15 protein-coding genes are annotated in these 18,067 nt (G+C 71.8%); 1 reads left to right on the top strand and 14 read right to left on the bottom strand.

Going from position 1 to position 18,067, the window contains the following annotated elements:
• The first annotated feature begins 116 nt into the window (after positions 1-116).
• Positions 117-803: a FadR/GntR family transcriptional regulator gene (locus HAV39_RS31845; protein ID WP_191842880.1), complete on the top strand. Its 687-nt coding sequence runs from the start codon at positions 117-119 to the stop codon at positions 801-803.
• A gap of 246 nt (positions 804-1,049) precedes the next feature.
• Here the strand turns inward: HAV39_RS31845 and HAV39_RS31840 are convergent, their stop codons facing one another.
• The 14 genes from HAV39_RS31840 to HAV39_RS31780 all read right to left on the bottom strand — a co-directional run bounded on the left by HAV39_RS31840 (position 1,050) and on the right by HAV39_RS31780 (position 18,040).
• Positions 1,050-3,038 (bottom strand): alpha-L-fucosidase, encoded by a 1,989-nt coding sequence (locus tag HAV39_RS31840; RefSeq protein WP_191842879.1) that lies wholly within the window; start codon positions 3,036-3,038, stop codon positions 1,050-1,052.
• Between the two features lie 420 nt (positions 3,039-3,458).
• Positions 3,459-3,581, bottom strand: coding sequence for a hypothetical protein (locus HAV39_RS43415; protein ID WP_275413930.1), 123 nt, complete (start codon positions 3,579-3,581; stop codon positions 3,459-3,461).
• Positions 3,582-3,981: 400 nt separating this feature from the next.
• Positions 3,982-4,950 (bottom strand): UDP-glucuronic acid decarboxylase family protein, encoded by a 969-nt coding sequence (locus HAV39_RS31835; RefSeq protein ID WP_191842878.1) that lies wholly within the window; start codon positions 4,948-4,950, stop codon positions 3,982-3,984.
• Positions 4,947-5,537, bottom strand: coding sequence for an NUDIX domain-containing protein (locus HAV39_RS31830; protein ID WP_191842877.1), 591 nt, complete (start codon positions 5,535-5,537; stop codon positions 4,947-4,949). Before HAV39_RS31830 ends, HAV39_RS31835 begins: the two co-directional genes overlap by 4 nt.
• Positions 5,537-6,535, bottom strand: coding sequence for a carbohydrate kinase family protein (locus tag HAV39_RS31825; RefSeq protein ID WP_191842876.1), 999 nt, complete (start codon positions 6,533-6,535; stop codon positions 5,537-5,539). The genes HAV39_RS31830 and HAV39_RS31825 overlap by 1 nt, the downstream gene beginning before the upstream one ends.
• A complete protein-coding gene (locus tag HAV39_RS31820) occupies positions 6,532-7,440 on the bottom strand; it encodes a TauD/TfdA family dioxygenase (RefSeq protein WP_191842875.1) in 909 nt (302 codons plus the stop codon). Before HAV39_RS31820 ends, HAV39_RS31825 begins: the two co-directional genes overlap by 4 nt.
• On the bottom strand, positions 7,437-8,786 hold the full coding sequence (locus HAV39_RS31815) for an aminotransferase family protein (protein WP_191842874.1): 1,350 nt from the start codon (positions 8,784-8,786) through the stop codon (positions 7,437-7,439). Before HAV39_RS31815 ends, HAV39_RS31820 begins: the two co-directional genes overlap by 4 nt.
• Before the next feature lie 106 nt (positions 8,787-8,892).
• Positions 8,893-9,969: an NAD-dependent epimerase/dehydratase family protein gene (locus HAV39_RS31810; RefSeq protein WP_191842873.1), complete on the bottom strand. Its 1,077-nt coding sequence runs from the start codon at positions 9,967-9,969 to the stop codon at positions 8,893-8,895.
• Positions 9,966-10,649, bottom strand: a complete 684-nt coding sequence (locus HAV39_RS31805; protein ID WP_239120634.1) for an HAD family hydrolase — start codon at positions 10,647-10,649, stop codon at positions 9,966-9,968. The genes HAV39_RS31810 and HAV39_RS31805 overlap by 4 nt, the downstream gene beginning before the upstream one ends.
• Positions 10,646-11,935, bottom strand: a complete 1,290-nt coding sequence (locus tag HAV39_RS31800) for an ATP-grasp domain-containing protein (RefSeq protein WP_191842871.1) — start codon at positions 11,933-11,935, stop codon at positions 10,646-10,648. Before HAV39_RS31800 ends, HAV39_RS31805 begins: the two co-directional genes overlap by 4 nt.
• Positions 11,936-11,978: 43 nt before the next feature.
• Positions 11,979-13,244, bottom strand: coding sequence for an MFS transporter (locus HAV39_RS31795; RefSeq protein ID WP_191842870.1), 1,266 nt, complete (start codon positions 13,242-13,244; stop codon positions 11,979-11,981).
• Between the two features lie 27 nt (positions 13,245-13,271).
• On the bottom strand, positions 13,272-14,033 hold the full coding sequence (locus HAV39_RS31790; protein ID WP_191842869.1) for a thioesterase II family protein: 762 nt from the start codon (positions 14,031-14,033) through the stop codon (positions 13,272-13,274).
• Positions 14,026-17,007 (bottom strand): amino acid adenylation domain-containing protein, encoded by a 2,982-nt coding sequence (locus tag HAV39_RS31785; RefSeq protein ID WP_191842868.1) that lies wholly within the window; start codon positions 17,005-17,007, stop codon positions 14,026-14,028. Before HAV39_RS31785 ends, HAV39_RS31790 begins: the two co-directional genes overlap by 8 nt.
• Positions 17,000-18,040: a phosphopantetheine-binding protein gene (locus HAV39_RS31780; protein ID WP_191842867.1), complete on the bottom strand. Its 1,041-nt coding sequence runs from the start codon at positions 18,038-18,040 to the stop codon at positions 17,000-17,002. Before HAV39_RS31780 ends, HAV39_RS31785 begins: the two co-directional genes overlap by 8 nt.
• Between the last annotated feature and the right edge of the window lie 27 nt (positions 18,041-18,067).

The following is an 18,067-nucleotide window of genomic DNA, read 5'->3' as shown; positions in this document are numbered from 1 at the left end:
GAACGCACACAAGAATGCGGTGATACCCTCGCCATACATCTGATGTATCGACCCAGTTGCTATGGTCGGCACGATCCGCCGAGCAGCAACTCGGCCGCTTTCCCCGGAGGACGCCCGTGGCATTGACCGACGAAGCGATAGCCCAGCTTCGTGGCATGATCCAGAGTGGTGAGCTGGCTCCCGGCTCACGGTTGCCGCCCGAGAACGAGCTCGCCACACAGATGGGGCTGTCCCGCAGCGGGGTGCGGGAGGCGGTCAAGGTGCTGGAGGCCGCACGCGTGCTCGACGTACGCCGCGGCAACGGCACATACGTCACCAGCCTCGCGCCGCAACTGCTGCTCGAGGGCCTGGGTGTCGCGGTGGAACTGCTGCAGCCGGCTGGCCTTCTCGAGGTCATGGAAGTACGCCGGCTGCTCGAGCCCTCGGCGACCGCTGTCGCCGCCGGCAGGATGACCGACGGCCAGCTGTCCGAACTCGAAGAACTCATGAAGCGGATGCGATCCGCGGTCGACGACGCCGAGCAGTTGATGGAGTACGACATCGCATTCCATCGCCTGGTGGTGGCCGGCACCGGCAATGAGACCCTGGCCTCGCTACTGGACGGCTTGTCCGGCCGGACGGTGCGCGCGCGGATCTGGCGTGGTCTGGTGTTGGACAACGCAGCGCACACGACCATCGACGAGCACCAGGCGATTCTGGCGGCGCTGCGATCGCGCGACCCGGCTCTGGCCGCTGCCGCGGCGTTGATGCACGTGAACACATCCGAGTCGTCATTGCGGGCGATGCTCACCGTGCCCGAGTGATCACGCGGCCCGGCGGCGGGCCCTGTGGTCGCGCGCGGGCATGGACCCGGACTCAGCCCACGTCTGCGGCGCGGTCGGTTTGCCGTCCTTGTCATGGCGACTCCCGCAGGTCACGGCTCGTGATGCTGTCATCGGGCTCTGACGAATTCCGGGATGGTCGACGACCTGCTGGGCCGCAGGACTCCGCCGTGCGGCCCAGCAGGGTTACGCCGCGTGTCCTTGCGGCTCCCAGCGCATGGATGTCGCTTAGATCGCGGTTATCGTCCACTGGAGGTTGGTGCTGGAGTCGGGATACCACAGCCCGACGGTGGTGCCCGACGGCATGCTCCCCCGCCCGTCCAGGGCCATCCCGGTCCCGCGATTGATGATCTGGTAGCGGCCGTTGCCCATGCTGTTGAGCCGCCACTGCTGGTTGACGCCGCCGTTCCACGGTGCCTGCAACGCGTTGGCGCCGTTGGCGGTGGCGCCCCAACTGTCGACGACCATGCCGTTGGTGCGGTTGACGAGGCGGTAGTAGCCGCTTCCGGCGTCGACCAGCTGCCATTGCAGGTTGGTGCTGCTGCCCGGCGTCCACTCCTTGACGATCGAACCGGAGGCCACGTTGCCGCCGCTGTCGAGCACGAGGCCGTTCGTCACGTTCTGGATCCGGACCCAGCCGGTCGGGACGGACCCGCCGCCCAAGGTCGGAATCTGGCCGGAGAAGGTCAGTTTCACGACGTACGCCGGGGCGCTGAACGGCGCCGACGACGGCATGGTGATGCGCAGACCAGACCCATCCTGGGTGCGGGTGGGCAGGTTGACGTAGGAGCCCGGAGTGGCGCCGAGCAGCTGCGCCGAAGTCAGCGTCGCGAGGTTGATCCGGCCGGCGGCCAGGGTGCTGATGGTGAGGGTGCTGCCCGGCCAGCCCAGGACGGTGGCGTAGAGGACGTTGTCGGCCTTGTTGCGGGTGAACCGGATGTCGGTGTTCGTGCCGGCGCGTGGGGTGACGAACGAGCCGCCACCCATCTGGGTCGGGCCTTCGCCGAACGCGCTCCAGGCCCGGGTGGCGTAGATCGACTCACCGAACCGCTGGAGGTAGTCGCCGATGCCGAGCAGCAAGCTGCGCTGCCCCGACGGGATCGAGCCGTCGGCCATCGGCGCGATGTTGAGCAGCATGGTCCCGTTCTTGCTCACCCGGTCGACGAGCGAGTGCAGCATGGCGTTGAGAGAGTAATAGCCGATGCCGGCGGTGTAACACCAGCTGGAGCTGGAGATGCTGTCGTCGGTGAGCCAGTAGGGCGTCTGGATGCCGGCGGGGCCGCCCCGTTCGTAGTCGTAGACCTCGCCGAGGTTATTGAACCCGTCCTTGTAGGTGGCGACGACTTCCTTGTTCCAGGCGACGGCCCTGTTGAAGTAGTACGCGAGGAACTTCAGGCGCTGGGCTTCGCTGATGCGGCTCAGGTTGAAGTCCTGCCACAGGATGTCGGGCTGGTAGCCGTCGACGACCTCGCGCAGCTTGTCGTACCAGAGCTGCTCCTGGGCCGAGGTGCCGAGTTGGCCGTACAGCTTGCGCAGGCTCGTCGTGGACTGCTGCGGCGCGCGTTCGTAGAAGCCGGTGAAGTTGAACGCGTGGTGCATTGCCACCAGCAGTCTGAGGCCCTTGGCCCGGATCGCGTCGGCGTGCAGGCGCAGCAGATCGAGCCGTGGCCCGCGAGCGACGGAGTTCCACTCGTTGACGCTGCTGTTCCACATGGAGTAGCCGTCGTGGTGTTCGGCGACGGGTCCGGCGAACTTGGCGCCCGCGTCGGCGAACAGCTGCGCCCACTCCCCCGGGTCGAAGTTGCCGCCCGCGGACTTGAGCCTGGGTGCGAACTGCACGAACCGGCCGGACCTGTCGTTCGCCCCGTCAATGAAGTTGTGGTACGGCCATGTCGAGGGGTCGCCGTAGGTGTTGCGGTGGTGGTTGTTCTCGCTGGAGCCGGAGAAGTACATGTTGCGCGGATACCACTCGTTGGCGAACGCCGGAACGCTGAAGACTCCCCAGTGGAAGTAGATGCCGAACTTCGCGTCCTGGAACCACTCCGCCGCGGCCGGGTGCTGATTGACCGAGGTCCAGGTCTCGGAGTAGGACGTCGGTCCGGGAATCGCGGCATGTGCGGGGCTCGCGGCGAGCACGGCCGGCAGCCCGGCGGCGGCGGCGCCGCCGACGCCCAGCGCGGCCAGGAATGCCCGGCGGCTGTACGGGGATGCGTGCATGTGCGGATCCCTCCGGGTCAGACAACGAAGACGAAACACATCAGACATCAGATGTTAGGTCTGCGAAACCCTCGGGTCAACGACTGGCCGCCATCCCTCTGTGAACACCTCGGCGGCACATTCCGGCGAATATCACCAGGACAGTAGTTCACCGAGGAGAGCGAGGCCTGGTAGCGCACTGAAGTCGCAGGCATCCGAAGTTCCAGGACATCTGATGTCTGGTGCGATCCAGGCACCAGTCACCCTGTCTCGTGAAGTCGCCCGCCCCAGGAGGCAGCGGCTGGTCCACATCGCCGCTTCCGTTGCCGCTGACCCACCGGCGCTCGGCCGTCTTTCGGTGGATCACACTCGGGTTCGAGGCATCCTCACAGGACGTTTCCCGAATGAGCATTGATCAACAAGCGCCGGTGCATGAACGGGTCAACGAATGTTACCGATCACATCGATGTCGGTCAACAATACGCCCGATTCGGAGGTCGGGGCGCGCCTGCCGTCGAGGAGGTTCGCGCCGAACGGGTACGGTCCGAACAGGCGTTCAAGCACTCGCGTCATCTCGGGCTGGCGGCCGAAGTCACGCAGGAACGCCGTTTACGCCATGGCCAGCGGCCACGGTCACGGTCACGGTCACGGTCACGGTGAGTTTCCAGCCCACCAACTGGTCCCCAGGATGCGAATAGGCCGATCCCATGATCGGAATCAGCCTTCTGACCTGCATGTTTACTCTGGCGGGCTGGCCGGATGCGAACCGACGACCCCGTGGTTACTGGACGACCGGGCGGGGCGTGCAGGCCCTGATGACCAGCATGCGGGGCGGCTCGACGGCCGCCCGACGGCGCCGTGGAGCCGCCCCGGCATCGTGCGGGCGGTCCACGGCTGACCGCCGGGAGATCGGGTCCCGGTCCGCCGCGGTGGTGTCACACCACGCGGACGGGCCGGGACATGCCTAGCAGTGCTGGAGCCGCCGCCGGAAGTCCTCGATCGTCAGCAGCAGTCCCTGCTCGGGAGCCACCTGCGGCTGATACCCCAGGAGTTCGCGGCTCAGCGCCAGGTCGGGCCTGCGCCGTTCCGGATCGTCGGCCGTCCGTTCCACGAAGGTGACCTCGGAGGCGCTACCCGTCAGCCGGATGATGGCGGTGGCAAGGTCGAGCATCGTCATCTCATGATCGGTTCCGCAGTTCACCGGCCCGGTCTGCCCGGACTCCAGCAGGGCGACGATTCCCGACACCAGGTCGTCGACATAGCAGATGGAGCGCGTCTGCTCCCCCGTGCCGTGCACGGTCAGCGGCCTGCCCTGCAGGGCCTGGGAGATGAACGCCGGCACGGCCCGCCCGTCGTCCGGGCGCATCCGCGGGCCGTAGGTGTTGAAGATGCGCACGATGCCCACCGACACGCCGTGCTTGCGGTGGTATGCCATCGTCAGCGCCTCGGCGAAGCGCTTCGCCTCGTCGTAGACGCTGCGAGGGCCGACCGGATTGACGTTGCCCCAGTAGCTCTCGGGCTGCGGATGCACCAACGGGTCGCCGTAGGCTTCGGACGTCGAGGCCAGGATGAACCGGGCACCGTCGGTGCGCGCGCGTTCGAGCAGGTGCATGGTGCCCAGCGAGCCCACCTTCATGATCTCGACCGGGATGCGCTCGAAGTCGACCGGGGATGCCGGGGAGGCGAAGTGCAGGACCGCGTCGAATGGTGCGCTCATCGACGGATGGTCCGGCAGGCCGTCGCAGACGTCAGCCTCGATCAGCTCGAACCGTGGATCGTCCGACAGATGCCGCACGTTCTCCGGGCTCCCGGTGACGAAGTTGTCGAGCGCCACCACGCGGCAACCGCCGTCGATCAGGCGGTCGGCCAGGTGCGACGGCACGAATCCCGCGCCGCCGCTCAGCAGCACTCGTCGTCCGGCAGGTGACTTCATGGTCTGTCCTCGTCTTCCGTCTCCCGTGGCGCGGCCGTGTCGACGGCCGCGGATGAGCGCCGGGCCGGGCGGGCCGGCTCGGTGTCGAGCAGATGCGCTCGGGCGGCAGCCATGTCCTCGAAGAAGTCGTGGACGAAGGATGCCTGCCCCTGCTGCCGGACCTGGGCGAGCTCGTCCGCCGAGAGGTATCCCACCCAGCCGACCTCCGCGGGCCGGGTGCGGCTCGCGTCCGGTTCGCCGTCGACCAGACCGGCGTACAGGTAGCAGTACCGCCCGTACGAGTTGATGCCGTGCCTGAGCAGGGTGAGCCGTTCGACGGCGAGCCCGGTCTCCTCCACCACCTCGCGCAGCGCGGCCTGCTCGGGGTCCTCGCCGGACCGCACCGCGCCGCAGACGTGGTTGAACCGGCCGGGCGCGATCAGCTTGCCCGGACCGCGCTGGTTGACGAGCGCACGACCGGAGCCGTCCAGCAGCACCGCCACGATGATCTGCAGGTACGCGCCGTCGTGCCGCTCCTGGTCGTCGCGCGCCACACCCGCCCGCACGACAGTGCCGGCAGCGTCGACGAGGTCCACGAGCTCGGTCATCACGCCACACCCACCGGCTGTGCCGCCGGCCGGAGCCAGTCGTCGACGGCGTCGGCCGTCGCCGTGCCGTAGGACCGAGCGAGGCGGGCCCGGAAGTCGGCGACGTCGAGGGTGTAGTCCTGCGGCCCGACGACCTCCAGGACCGTGGCCGCAAGGGCGCTGCCGACCTGCGCGGCGAGTTCCAGGGACAGCCCCCGGTGCCGGGCCGCGAAGAACCCGGCCCGGAACGCGTCGCCGGTGCCGGTCGGGTCAGCCTTGCGCGCGACCGCCGCCACCGGCACCCGGACGGGGTCGGCTCCCCCGCGGCAGATCTCCACGCCCCTGGCGCCCAGCGTGGTGACCCGGATCCCGACCAGATCCGCGAGCTGCTCGGCGGACAGGCCCGTCTTCGCGCGGAGCAGTTCGAACTCGTACTCATTCGACACCAGGTATGCCGCGCCTTCGATCAACTCCCGCAACGCCGGTCCGTCCAGCAGGGCGATCTGCTGCGCCGGATCGGCGACGAACGGAATGCCCACGTCACGGCACTGCCGGGTGTGCTCGCGCATGGTGCGCGGGTCACCGGCCGCGATGATCGCCAGTTCGGCGTGTCCCGCGGTGGCCGCCTCGCCCAGCGACACCTCATGGCTCTGGGCCGCCGCGCCGACGTAGAAGGAGGAGATCTGGCACATCGCCGCGTCGGTGGTGCACACGTACCGGGCGGTGTGCCGGGACTCGCTGAGCCGCAGCCCGCGCGTGTCGACTCCGGCCCGCTCCAGCGCCCCGACGTAGTCGGCCGCATCGGCCCCGACCATGCCGACGAGCAGGGGCCGCAGCCCGAGCTGCGCGAGCCCGTACGCGATGTTGCCGCCGACGCCGCCGCGCCGCACGCACATGTCGTCGGTGAGGAACGACAGCGACACGCTGTCGAGGCTGCCCGCGAGCAGCTGCTCCGCGAACCGGCCCTCGAATCGCATCAGCTGGTCGAACGCGACCGGACCGCTGATCGCGACGGTCATCGCGGCACCGGCCGGTAGACCGGTCGGGCCAGGAACAGCGCCCGCTTCATGTGCCGGGGCCGCGCGGGATCGTCGTGGTAGGCGGTCCGGCCGTGGGAGATCTTGTCGTTGGCGAAGATCAGGCACTGGTCCGCGCCGAGCGCGAACCGAAGGTGGTAGCCGCTGCTCTCGTGCTGCAGGCCGGCGAAGAACGCGCAGGCCCGTGCGAGCGCCACGGGGTCGCCGTGGGTGCCCCAGGAGTCGGTCGAGGAGATCGAGTAGCGCGAGATGAGGTCGCCGTCCGCGCGCATGGCGAAGGTCGGGCCGGCCGCGCTGTCGCGGCAGTCGCCGATGTTCGCCGTCCGGATGAGGCTCGTCTCGTGCAGCATCGCGGCGGCCGCGGCGGGGTCGTGCTCGTGCAGGGCGATGAACGCGCCGACGCTGTTGAACAGCGTCGTGTCCCCGCCCTGGGCCGCGGGCCGGACGCAGTGCAGCAGTGTCGTGGCGACCTCGCCGATCTCCTGCAGCGTTCCGTCGGAATGCAGGTCCTGTGCGGTGCTGCGGCCGAACGAGGGGTGCGCCGGCCCGGCCATCTCCTCGGCCGTGACGGTCAGCGAGGTGATCGCCCGGTCCGCCCAGTCCGGGCGGGAGCGGTACATCGGCGGCACGAACGGCTCGCCGAGGCCGAATGCCGCCTGCACGTCGCTGATCGCCGCCTGGCTGTCGTGCCCCGCGGGGTACTGCAGGACGGCGAAGCCGTGGTTGGTGTACGCGGACAGTACGGCGTCGGCGCGCTCGGCCGAGATCGGCGCCGCGTCCATCGCGACCACGGCGGATGCGGGCGCCGCCGGGAACTCGGGGATCGGCTTGACCCCCTCGCGCAGCGCTTCGAGCACGGTCTCCACGGCCAGGTGCTGTCGATTCATCGGATTACCTCCAGAACGTTGCGGTTGCGCTGCGCCGTCAGCCGGGCCGCCTCGGCGACGATCGAGCACATGGTCAGCGCGTCGGTTTCGGTGAGGGTGAGCGGCGGCATCAGGCACACCGCCGAGCCCTGCGTACGCACGATCAGGCCGAGTTCCAGGCAGGCCGCGGCGAGCTCGTCCGCGATGGCGGCATCGGTCATCTGCACCGCCAGGGCCAGCCCCAGCCCGCGCACCTGGAAGACGTGGGGCTCGCCGGCCAGCACCCGCCGGAGTTCGTCGAGCATGAGCCCGCCGACGCGGGCGCTGTTGCCGACGAGGTCCTCCCCTTCGATCACCTCGAGCACCGCGAGGCTCGCCGCGCAGGCCAGCGCGTGACCCGACATCGTGTGCCCGTGCCGGAATCCGCCCATCAGGCTGTCGTCGGCGAACGTGCGGTACACGTCCTGCGTGGTGGTGACGGCGGCGAGCGGCGCGTAGCCACCGGTCACGCCCTTGCTGGTCATCAGGACGTCCGGGACCACCGAGGCGTGCTCGAAGCCGAACATGCGCCCGGTCCGGCCGAAGCCGGTCAGGACCTCGTCCAGGACGAACAGGATGCCGTACTCGCTGCAGACCTCCCTGGCCGCGACGAGGTAGGCCGGGTCCGGGATGAGGCAGCCGGCCACGCCGAGCACCGGTTCCATCACGAACGCCGCGATGTTGTCCGGACCGATCTCCTCGATCGCGGCGCGCAGGGTCTGCGCGCTCGGCGCGCTGCACTCGTCGTGGGCCTCGGCGGCGCGGCACGACGGGCAGATCGGGGTCGGGACCTGGGCGTACGCGCCGGGCAGCGGGCCGTTGCCGGCCCTGGTGAGCGTCAGTGCGGTGGCGGTGACGGCGCCCAGGGTGGCACCGTGGTAGCCGTCGCGCAGGCTGAGGATGGTCTGGCGGCCGGGTTCCCCGCGCAGGGCGTGATACATGCGGGCGAGCTTGACGACGGTCTCCATCGCCTCGGATCCGCTGTTGCAGAAGAACGTCCGGGACAGGGCGGTCGGCAGCAGCGACGCGTACTTCGCGGCGAGCCCGACCGCGGGCGGATTCGCGGCCGACTCGATGCTGAAGTGCATCAGCGTGGCGGCCTGCCGGGTGATGGCCGCCACGATGTGCGGGTGCGAGTACCCGCAGCTGGCGTTGAGCGAGGCTGCCTTGGCGTCGAGATATTCCCTGCCGTCGGCGTCCCATACCCGCACGCCGTCGCCGCGCACGATCATCAGCGGGTCGCCGGCCGTCTTGCCCGTCCACGGGTGCCAGAGGTATGCGGCGTCCCATTCGCGCAGTCGCGCGGCCTCTTCTTGGTCAAATGACATGGTCGTGTCCACTCTCGTTGTTCGCTTCGCTGGTCCGGACCGCAGTGCCCGGCGTGCTGGGGTCCGCCGCCGGTGTCCTCGGCGGGCGGCGCGGGTGCGACGGCGGTCAGGCCGCGGCCGACCACTCCGCGCGGTTGCGCTCGTAGATCTCGCGCATCATGGTGGCCACGTCGTAGTGCGGCGACCAGTTCGGATAGCGCTGCTGGAACAGCGCATTGCTGCCCACCCACCAGATGTGGTCGCCGACCCGGCTGTCGTCGGAGTGGCTGAGGTCCATCGGGTTGCCGCTGATCTCCTCCGCGAGGCGGACCGCCTCAAGCACCGAGCAGTTCGACGTACGGCCGCCGCCGACGTTGTAGACCGCGCCGGGGAACGGCGACCGGATGACCTCCAGGAAGGCGCGCACCAGGTCGTGTACGTGCATGACGTCGCGGACCTGCTTGCCGCCGTGGCCGATCGCGGTGAACGGGTCACGCGACGCGGCGCACTTCATGATGTAGCCGAGCATGCCGTGGGACTTGCTGGCCGACTGTGCGGCGCCGGCGATCACACAGTTGCGGAACGACGCCGTGGCGATGCCGTGGTGGATGCCGTACTCCTGGACCAGGACATCGGCGGACAGCTTCGACATGCCCAGCGAGGTGTGCAGGCTCTGGTCCACCGACATGCTCTCGGTGACCCCGTCGGCGTACTCGTGGCCTGGCGCGATCTCCCACCGGGTGGCCGTCTCGACCAGCGGCAGCCGGTTCGGGCGGTCGCCGTACACCTTGTTGGTGCTGCAGAACAGGAACGCCGCGTCGGGGCACCAGGCGCGGGTGAGTTCCAGCAGGCCGAGCGTGGCCACCGCGTTGATCTCGAACTCCTCGACCGGGTCCCCGGTCGACCACTGCGCGTGACCCGGCTGTGCCGCCGCATGCACCACCACGGCGATGTCACGGCCGTAGCGGCGGAACAGCGCTTCGAGGGCGGGGCGGTCGCGGATGTCGGTGTCGTGGTGTGTGTACCGGTGGCCCAGTTCCGCGATGAGCCTGTCCCGGTTCGTCTTCGTCGACGCGTCGGCGCCGAAGAAGACGGCCCTCATGTCGTTGTCGATGCCGACGACGTCCATTCCCGCGGCGACCAGTGCCCGGGCGGTCTCGGAACCGACCAGGCCCGCCGACCCGGTGACGATGGCGATGCTCATTGATGTGCCTTCCGTTCTCGAACTGATGTCTTGGTCCTGCCTGCGGCCGTCGCCAGCGCGACCGCGCCGGCCAGCGTCTCGGCGACCGGTGCGCCGGTCCGCTCGAGCCGTGCCCGGTCGATGTAGCCGTGCGCGTAGAGCACGCAGCCGACGCCGGCCTCCTGCGCCGCCGCATGGTCGTCATCGGAGTCGCCGATCAGCACCACCGGCGACCCGGTCAGCCGCAGCGTGTCCAGGTGCCGCGCCAGCAGTTCGGCCTTGCCGGCCCGGGACCCCACCGGCCGGCCCTCGACGAGCCGGAAGGAGCCCAACAGGCCCCGCCAGGTGACCTCCTGGATCAGGTGCGGGTGCTCGGCCAGCGACAGCAGCGACTGTCCGCCCGGCCAGGAGCCGAGGCAGGCCGCGGCGTCCGGGGCCAGCGGGCAGCCGGCCACCCCTGCCTCGTAGGCGTCGTCGAACGTCGCGCGCATGAGGCCGAACTCGTCGTCGGTGAGCCCGCGACCGAGGCGCCCCTCGTAGTAGGCCCGGATCGGGCGCCGGTATCGGATACGGTGCTCGGCCACGGAGACCGGTGCTGCGCCGACCGCGGCCAGCGCCGCGTTGACCGCGGCGACGAGCAGGCCGACGTCGTCGAGCAGCGTGCCGTTCCAGTCCCACACCAGGTGGGGGCGCGCGTTCACCGGTCCGCCCCGTGCACCGCGCCGTAGCGGGGCCCCCGGCGCAGGTCGCGGCCGCTGAGCTGCGACGGCGCGCCGTGCCCGGTGAAGGTGAACCGCAGTTGCGCGGCGCATTCGTCGACGACCTCGAGCATCTGCTCGTGCGTGTCGGCGTCACCGCTGAGCAGATCGAGGTCGAACGAGGACACACCGCCGGGCAGCCGGTCCCCCGGGCGCGTGAACATCCGGTGCCGGGCGCGGGGGTGCCGCACCGTTCCCTCCACCGCGGCGAGCGTCCGCGCGCCCAGCGGCGGCTGGGTGTAGTGCTGGAAGTGCACCCGCGCCGGCCGCGGGCCGTCCGGCAGCCGCACCGGCTGCCCGAGCGCCACCCGAGCCGCCACGATCACCAGGTCGACGCCGAGGGCCCGGCCGTACAGCTCGTTGACGTAGCCGCCGATGCGCCCGTTGACCTCGATGACGCGCGGGCCGTGCGGGGTCAGCTTGATCTCGGTGTGGGTGATGCCGCGGGTCACCCCGAGCGCGGCCAGCGCGGCAGAGGTCAGCGCCGCGATCTCGGCCTCGGCGGCACCGTCCAGGGCGGACGGCCAGAACTGTCCCGTCTCCCGGAAGGGGTGCAGCAGCGGCAGCTTGCCGGTGATGCCGACGTGGTGGACGGCCGAGTCGACGCAGACGCTCTCGACCGAGACGTAGTCGCCGTGGTGCGGGTGCGGCACACCGACCAGGTACTCCTCGACGATGTAGCCGCCGGCGGTCCGGTCCGGCCTGCTCAGCAGGTCCGTGAGCCGGGCCAGGCAGCTGTCGGCGTCGTCGACGACGAACGTGTCCCGGCTGCCCTCGCCGCGGACCGGCTTGACGACGGCGGGCATCGGCACCGCGACCGCCGCCTCGCGTGCCTGTGCCGGGCTGGTCACCAGCGCGAACCGCATCGCCTCCAGGCCGGCCTCGCGCAGCCGCCGGCGCTGGGCGTGCTTGTCGGTCAGCAGGTGCACCGTGTCCGGGGAGTGGAACGGCAAGCCGAGCGCCTCCGCGAGGTCGGCGGTGACCCGCAGCATGCGTTCGCAGTAGGTCACGATCGCGTCCGGGCCGAACGCCTTCACCGCCACGGCATCGGCGGCCGGGTCACCGCTGAGCTCGACGACCTCGCCCGCGCTCTCGAACAGGCCGCGCAGTGCCCGGCTGTGCGCCGATCCGTCGGTCACGAACAGCAGCTCCGCCGCGCCGTCCAGACTGCGCAGCAGGTCGCCGGGCGACACCGCGCCGCGTGCGAACACCACCGCGAGCCTCGGCACGGCGGGCTTTCCCCGATCGGGTGGAAGTGTCATCCCGCGGCCCTCACACGTTCGCCAGGACGGGCTGCTCGGCGGTCGCGTGCTCGACGAGCTCCGGCCGGCGGCGCTGCGCCCAGCGGGTGACCGGGGTGATCACCAGCGCGGCGGCCAGGTACACGGCGGCCAGGCCCGACCATCCGGCGACCCCGAAACCGACGACGAGGGCCGACATCGCCGCGGGAGCGACGATCCCCTGCACCTGCCCGCCGAGGCGGAACGCGCTCAGGTACTCGCCACGCCGCTCGTCGGGGGCCAGCGCGACGCTCAGTCCCCAGGCGCCCGCCGACTGCCACAGCTCGCCCAACGTCAGCAGCAGCATGGCCACGGCGAGCAGCGCGAGGGTCGTCCACCCGGAGGTGACGGCGGTGACGGCGAGCACCCCGCACATCGCGACCAGCGCGAAGCCGCCGTAGCGCTGGGCCTTCGCGGCGCCCGCCGCGTTCTCCGCACCGTGGCTGGCCACCACCTGCAGCGCCACGGCCAGCACCGTGTTGAGGGCGAGCAGCCAGGCGACGGCCGCGTCCGGGGCGTCGGTGCGGTCGATCACCCACAGCGGGAACACGACACCGAGCAGGGTCACATGGGAGTACAGGACGCCGGACACGCCGGACATCGCCATGTAGCCGAGGTCGCGCACCGCCCCGACGGCCTTGCGCGGCGCGGCGGCCGGGGCCTGGTGAGCGGCCCGCGGCAGGGACAGCATCATGACCGCGGCCAGGGCGAGGATGAGCGCGGTGCTGATCGGCATGGCGTAGTAGCCGGTCCGGTCACCGAGCGCCAGGGCGATCCCGGCCAGCATCGCGCCGCCGGTGAAGCCGACGTTGCTGGCGGTGCGCGCGTACGCCATGACCCGCACCCGCTCGGCCGGCGCGAACGCCGCGGCGGTGTACGCCTGGCGGCCCGCCGTGCCGAGGTTCTCCGCCAGCGCGACCGCGACCACGACCGCCACGAACGTCGCCACCCCGCTGATGGCCGGGTACAGGGCGTACGCGCACGCCTCGGCCACGGTCCCGACCAACCACACCCGCACCCCGCCGAACCGGTCGGCGAGCTTGCCCAGCGGGATCGTGAGGACCAGCGTGGTGACCGCGGCCGCGGACAGGCCGAGGCCGACCTGGGCGGCGGACAGGCCGATCGCCTGGGTGAAGAAGACGACGCTGACCGCCGCGAACGCGCCCGACCCGACCGCGTAGAGCATGGAGATGAGCGAGAGCCTGCGCGCGTCGCCGCCCGGTGGGATCAGCTGGCTCAGGAGCCTGGAGAGGAGCATGTCGGTACCTATCTGTTGCGGTTGCGGTCAGTTGCCGTGGCGACGGAGGAGAGCGCCGATCTCGGCCGCGAGCGTGGCCGGGGCATCGCCGAGCAGGAAGTGGCCGCCGTCGGCGCGGGCGGACCAGCCGCCCCTTCCGTACGTCACCCACTCGGCGAGCACGCGCTCGTCGTGCAGCGGATCACCGATGCCGCCGACGGCGACCACCGGCACGTCCAGGACGGCCGGTGCGGTGCCGGCGATCGAGTGCAGCGCGGCGACGTCGGAGCGCAGCACCGGCAGCACGAGCTCCAGCAGCTCTTCGTCGGCGAGCACGGCCGCCGGGACGCCGCCGAGGCGGTCCAGTTCGGTGAGGAACTCGGTGTCAGCGGCATCGACCCAGGCCGCGCCGTTCAGGAACGTGCTCTCCGGCGGTGAGGCCGCCACGACGCCGGCCAGCCCCACCGGGGCGCCGTCGCCGAGCAGCCCGGCGACGGTGACGGCCAGGGCCGCGCCGAAGCATTGCCCGATCAGGACGACGTTCGGCGCGCGACGCGGATCGGACCGGACGGTGGCGGCGACGTCCGCCGCCAGTTCCCCCATCGCGCACACCGGCTGTTCGGCCAGGCGCTGCTCACGCCCGGGGAGCCGGATCCCGACGACGTCCCAGCCGGGTGGTGCCGCCAGCGCCAGCGCGCGGGCTGTCGCGGCGCCGCCACCGGCGTGGGGCAGGCAGTAGACCGTCACGTCGGCGCCGCCGTCCGCGCGCCAGCGGGCGGTACGCCGCTCGATGTCGATGTCTTCAGGCATGGTCGCCTCCCCGCGCCCCGATCGGCTCCGGCACGCGCGTCGCCCGCGGGGCGGCGTGCAGGAGCTCGCCGAGGCGGCGCAGTGTCGGTTGGAGATAGAAGTCGCGCGCCGACACCTTGCGGCCGTGGTCGTTGCGCAGCGCGGCGAGCATCGCGGCGAGGCTGAGCGAGTCGCCGCCCAGCACGGTGAAGTCGTCGTCGGGTCCGATGTCGGTCCGGCCGAGGGCCTGGCTCATCACGACGAAGGCGAGCTGCGCCGGGTCCGCCGCCGGTCCGGGCACGTCGACCGTCGGCGGGGTGCCCGGCGGTGCGCTGGTGGTGCCCGGCGTACGCCCGTCGGCGAGGGCCGCCAGGGTGCGGGCGTCGACCTTGCCGACCTGGGTGAGCGGGAACTGCGCGACGGACACCCACAGCGACGGCACGGCGTAGCCGGGCAGCAGACCGCTGACGTGCTCCCGGACGCGGTCGAGAACCGACGCGGGCAGGGGCGGGGTCACCGCGGCCAGCAGCCGCCGGCCGGTGGCGCCGTCGACCGCCGCGACCACGGCGTCGTGCACCGCGTCGTGCTCGGCGACGGCCCGGGTCACCTCGTCGAGTTCGATCCGGTAGCCCCTGATCTTGACCTGCTGGTCGTTGCGTCCGAGGTAGCGCAGTCGGCCGCGCCCGTCGAGGCGCACCATGTCCCCGGTGCGGTACAGCCGCTCCGGGATGTCGGGTGACAGCCGCCCGAACCGTGCGGCGGTCTGCTCCGGCTGGTCGAGGTAGCCGTCGGCCAGTCCCCAGCCGCCGGTGTACAGCTCGCCGACCGCGCCCGGCGGAACGAGCCGGCCGTCGGCGTCGAGCACGTGCACCGAGGTGCCGGGCAGTGGCCGGCCGATCGGCAGCGGGTCCTCGACGTCCTCGGCCGTGTCCACGTGGTGCACGGTGGTGAAGGTGGTGTTCTCGGTGGGCCCGTAGCCGTTGGTCACGAGGATGCCGGGATGGGCGCGCAGCAGCGCCCGGACGTGCTCGGGTGACACCACGTCCCCGCCGGTGAGCAGGTGCCGCAGCCCCGCGAAGTCCGCCGGGCACTGCTGCGCCATCAGCCGGAACAGGCCCGAGGTCAGCCAGGCGGTGGTGACGGCCCGTTCCCGCAGAAAGCCGCCGAGCTCGTGCGGGGTCACCGGGCCGGCGGGGAAGACGTCGATAGTTCCCCCGTTCAGCAGCGGCGCCCACAGTTCGAGGGTGCTCGCGTCGAACGACAGCGGCGCCAGCCGCAGGAAGCGGGTGCCCGGCCCCGCGTCCACGAAGCCCGGACGGTGGGCCAGGTGCACGACCGCCGACGCGGGGACGGAGACACCCTTCGGGGTGCCGGTCGAACCGGAGGTGAAGACGACATAGGCCGCCCGGTTCGGGCTCAGCTCCAGCGGTCCGGCCCCGGGGCCGCGAGCGAACCCGGCGGTGGGCACGGGCACCGCCGGCGCCGACGTCATCGCGGCCAGCCGGGCCGCGTCGGCGTCGAGCGCCAGGACCGCGGCCGGGCGGGCCGCGGCCGCGATCGCCGCCAGGCGCGCGTCGGGCCAGGCCGGATCGACGGCGGCGTACGCGGCACCGGCCCGCACGACACCGAGAACCGCCACGACCTCGCCGAGCGAGCGCGGCAACGCGAGCAGCACGGTGTCGCCGGGGCGCACGCCCGCACCGGTCAGCCGGGCAGCGAGCGTCCCGGACAGGTCCAGCAGTTCCTGATAGGTCACCTCGCGACCCGTCTCGTCGCGGACGGCCACGGCGGCCGGGGTCAGCCGCGCCCGTCGGGCGAACAGGACCTCGAGCGGCTCCTGCGGCGCGTGTCCTGCCTCGGCGTTGACCTGCGCGAGCCGTGCGCGCTGCGGTGCGGTCACCGCGCGCAGGTCGGCCAGGGGCATGCCGGGACACCGTGACATCTCCGGCAGCAGGGACTCCAGGCTGTCACGCAGGGCGCAGGCCTCGGTCAGGTCCAGCACGCCGCTGCTCCAGGACATGGTCGCCGAAGCCGTGCCGTCGGCCGCCACGGTGACGTCCAGCAGGAGGTCGAGCGGTTCGTCGCAGGCTTCGACCACGACGGCCGTGACCCCGCCCGCCGTCCACCGGCGTTCGGCTTCGTCGGACAGCTGGATGCCGAACTGCGCCCAGGGGAAGCGCCGCCCGTCGGGCACCAGGCCGCCACGGGTCAGTTCGGCCTGCCGCGGCGGCCGCAGCCGGCGGGCGTGCCGGAGCCAGGACCCGGCCGCGTCGACCAGCTCACCCGCCGTGCCGACGCCGTCCAGGATCACCTCGACCGGGCAGAGCTCGCCACCCGTGTCCGCCCGGAAGGGCAGACGCACCGCGAGCGCCTGGCGGTGGTGGCCGGTGTAGCGCGCCAGCACCACCGCGAACGCGGCCAGCAGCCGGGCCGCGACGTCGGCGCCGACGAGCGCGACGTCGGCGACCGCGAGCGCGGACCTGGTCACCGGGAGCGGGCTCGGACGCCGGACGTCGGTCGGCAGTTCGATGATCTGCGGCAGGCCTGCGGGCCACGTGCGCCACCGCGTGGCCGCATCCGATGCGGACGGCGTGACCGGTGCTCCGGCAGGCGGGGTCAGGTCGTGGCCGGCGAGGTGGTCCACGGTCGCGCGCAGCACCCGGTCGGCCGTCGTACGGTCGGAGCGCGCGGCGATCACCAGGACACCGTCGCCCTGGCCGGCACGCAGCAACCGGATCGACAGGTCGGCGGCGTCCGGTGCGGCCAGCCGGCTCGCCTCGGCATCCTGGCGGCCGAGTTCTGCCGCCTGCGCCCGGTCCCCGCCGACGTCCAGGTCGGCGATCCGCAACGCCCCGGCGGCACCGCGCCCGGCGGGCAGCAGCCCCAGGGCGGCAAGCCGGGCCGGCAGCCCGTCGAGCGTCCCGAGCACCGTCCCGGTCACCAGCACCACCCGGGTCCGGACGAAGGGGAAGTCGTCCCCGGTGGACTCAGACATCCCGGCTCAGCTCCTCGTCGTACGAGCTGAACAGCGCTGCCAACGTCTCGATCACCTCGGGCCGGCCGACATCGGAGGCGGCCAGCCCGTCGACCGGCTGGGCGTGGAAGCGCGGCGGGTTCAGCGCGCGCCACTGCTGCAGGCCGACCTCGTCCTCGTCACCGGCGGTGTAGACGACGGCCAGCGGGACGGCCACGGTGTGGGGCTGGTACTGCGCGGCCGCGTGCCAGTTGTGGACGTACACCATGACCCGGGCGGCGAACTCGTCGAACGTCGCCTCCACGATCCGGGGACTGCCGACCACCTGCTCGAACAGCTGACGGATCTGCTCCTGCGCGGGAGCGTCTGACGCCTCGCCGAGCTGCGGCAGGCCCGCCATCCGCCGGATGTCGTCGAGGCGGTGCTGCAGCCGCTGCGCGACGGTCAGCTGCTCCGGCTGGAAGCTGCCGTTCAGCAGGGTCACCGAGGCGGCCCGCAGGCCGTACGTCCCGGCACGGGCGGCCATCTCGATGGAGGCCAGGCCGCCGACGCAGGAGCCGACGAGGTGCACCGGACCGGTGACGCCCTCCGCGGCGAGCGCGGCCAGCAGATGATCGGCGATCTCCGGCATGGTCTGCAGCGGCGCCGCCTCCGCGTACGATCCGCGGGACACCAGCCCGATCACGGGCCTGCCCAGCCGCTCGTCGGCCAGCGCGCTGATCCAGCCGAGGGTGCCCGACGTGCCCGGGGCGAGGACCATCGGCACACCGCCGGCCGGGCCGGCCTGCAGGCGGTACGCGTAGCGCTCGCGCCAGCCGTCGTCGGCGGACCTGAGCTGCCGGGCGATACCGGCGATGGTGGGGGTCTCGAACACCACGCGCAGCGGGACCTTGCGGCCCACGGCCTCGCGCAGGTGCGCCATCAGCGCCGAGGCGTCCAGCGACGTGTAGCCCAGTGCGAAGAAGTCGTCGTCGACGGAGGCCGGCACCCGGCCCACGGCATTGCGCCAGGCCGAGGCCACCAGCCCTTCCACCGCGTCACGTGCCCCGCTCATCGGTCGTGCTCCTCTCCATGGCCGGTC

The sequence above is a fragment of the Catellatospora chokoriensis genome (assembly GCF_011297315.1).
Taxonomy (GTDB): domain Bacteria; phylum Actinomycetota; class Actinomycetes; order Mycobacteriales; family Micromonosporaceae; genus Catellatospora; species Catellatospora citrea.
The sequence above is the reverse complement of the archived record's forward strand: the minus strand, read 5'-3'. Positions and strand labels throughout refer to the sequence as shown.

What these genes read in the sequence shown, in the direction of transcription:
- HAV39_RS31795 (WP_191842870.1), bottom strand. Translation starts at nt 13,244, where the DNA reads ATGCTCCTCTCCAGGCTCCTGAGCCAGCTGATCCCACCGGGCGGCGAC.
- HAV39_RS31785 (WP_191842868.1), bottom strand. Translation starts at nt 17,007, where the DNA reads ATGTCTGAGTCCACCGGGGACGACTTCCCCTTCGTCCGGACCCGGGTG.
- HAV39_RS31840 (WP_191842879.1), bottom strand. Translation starts at nt 3,038, where the DNA reads ATGCACGCATCCCCGTACAGCCGCCGGGCATTCCTGGCCGCGCTGGGC.
- HAV39_RS31815 (WP_191842874.1), bottom strand. Translation starts at nt 8,786, where the DNA reads ATGTCATTTGACCAAGAAGAGGCCGCGCGACTGCGCGAATGGGACGCC.
- HAV39_RS31830 (WP_191842877.1), bottom strand. Translation starts at nt 5,537, where the DNA reads ATGACCGAGCTCGTGGACCTCGTCGACGCTGCCGGCACTGTCGTGCGG.
- HAV39_RS31820 (WP_191842875.1), bottom strand. Translation starts at nt 7,440, where the DNA reads ATGAATCGACAGCACCTGGCCGTGGAGACCGTGCTCGAAGCGCTGCGC.
- HAV39_RS31810 (WP_191842873.1), bottom strand. Translation starts at nt 9,969, where the DNA reads ATGAGCATCGCCATCGTCACCGGGTCGGCGGGCCTGGTCGGTTCCGAG.
- HAV39_RS31790 (WP_191842869.1), bottom strand. Translation starts at nt 14,033, where the DNA reads ATGCCTGAAGACATCGACATCGAGCGGCGTACCGCCCGCTGGCGCGCG.
- HAV39_RS31825 (WP_191842876.1), bottom strand. Translation starts at nt 6,535, where the DNA reads ATGACCGTCGCGATCAGCGGTCCGGTCGCGTTCGACCAGCTGATGCGA.
- HAV39_RS31835 (WP_191842878.1), bottom strand. Translation starts at nt 4,950, where the DNA reads ATGAAGTCACCTGCCGGACGACGAGTGCTGCTGAGCGGCGGCGCGGGA.
- HAV39_RS31780 (WP_191842867.1), bottom strand. Translation starts at nt 18,040, where the DNA reads ATGAGCGGGGCACGTGACGCGGTGGAAGGGCTGGTGGCCTCGGCCTGG.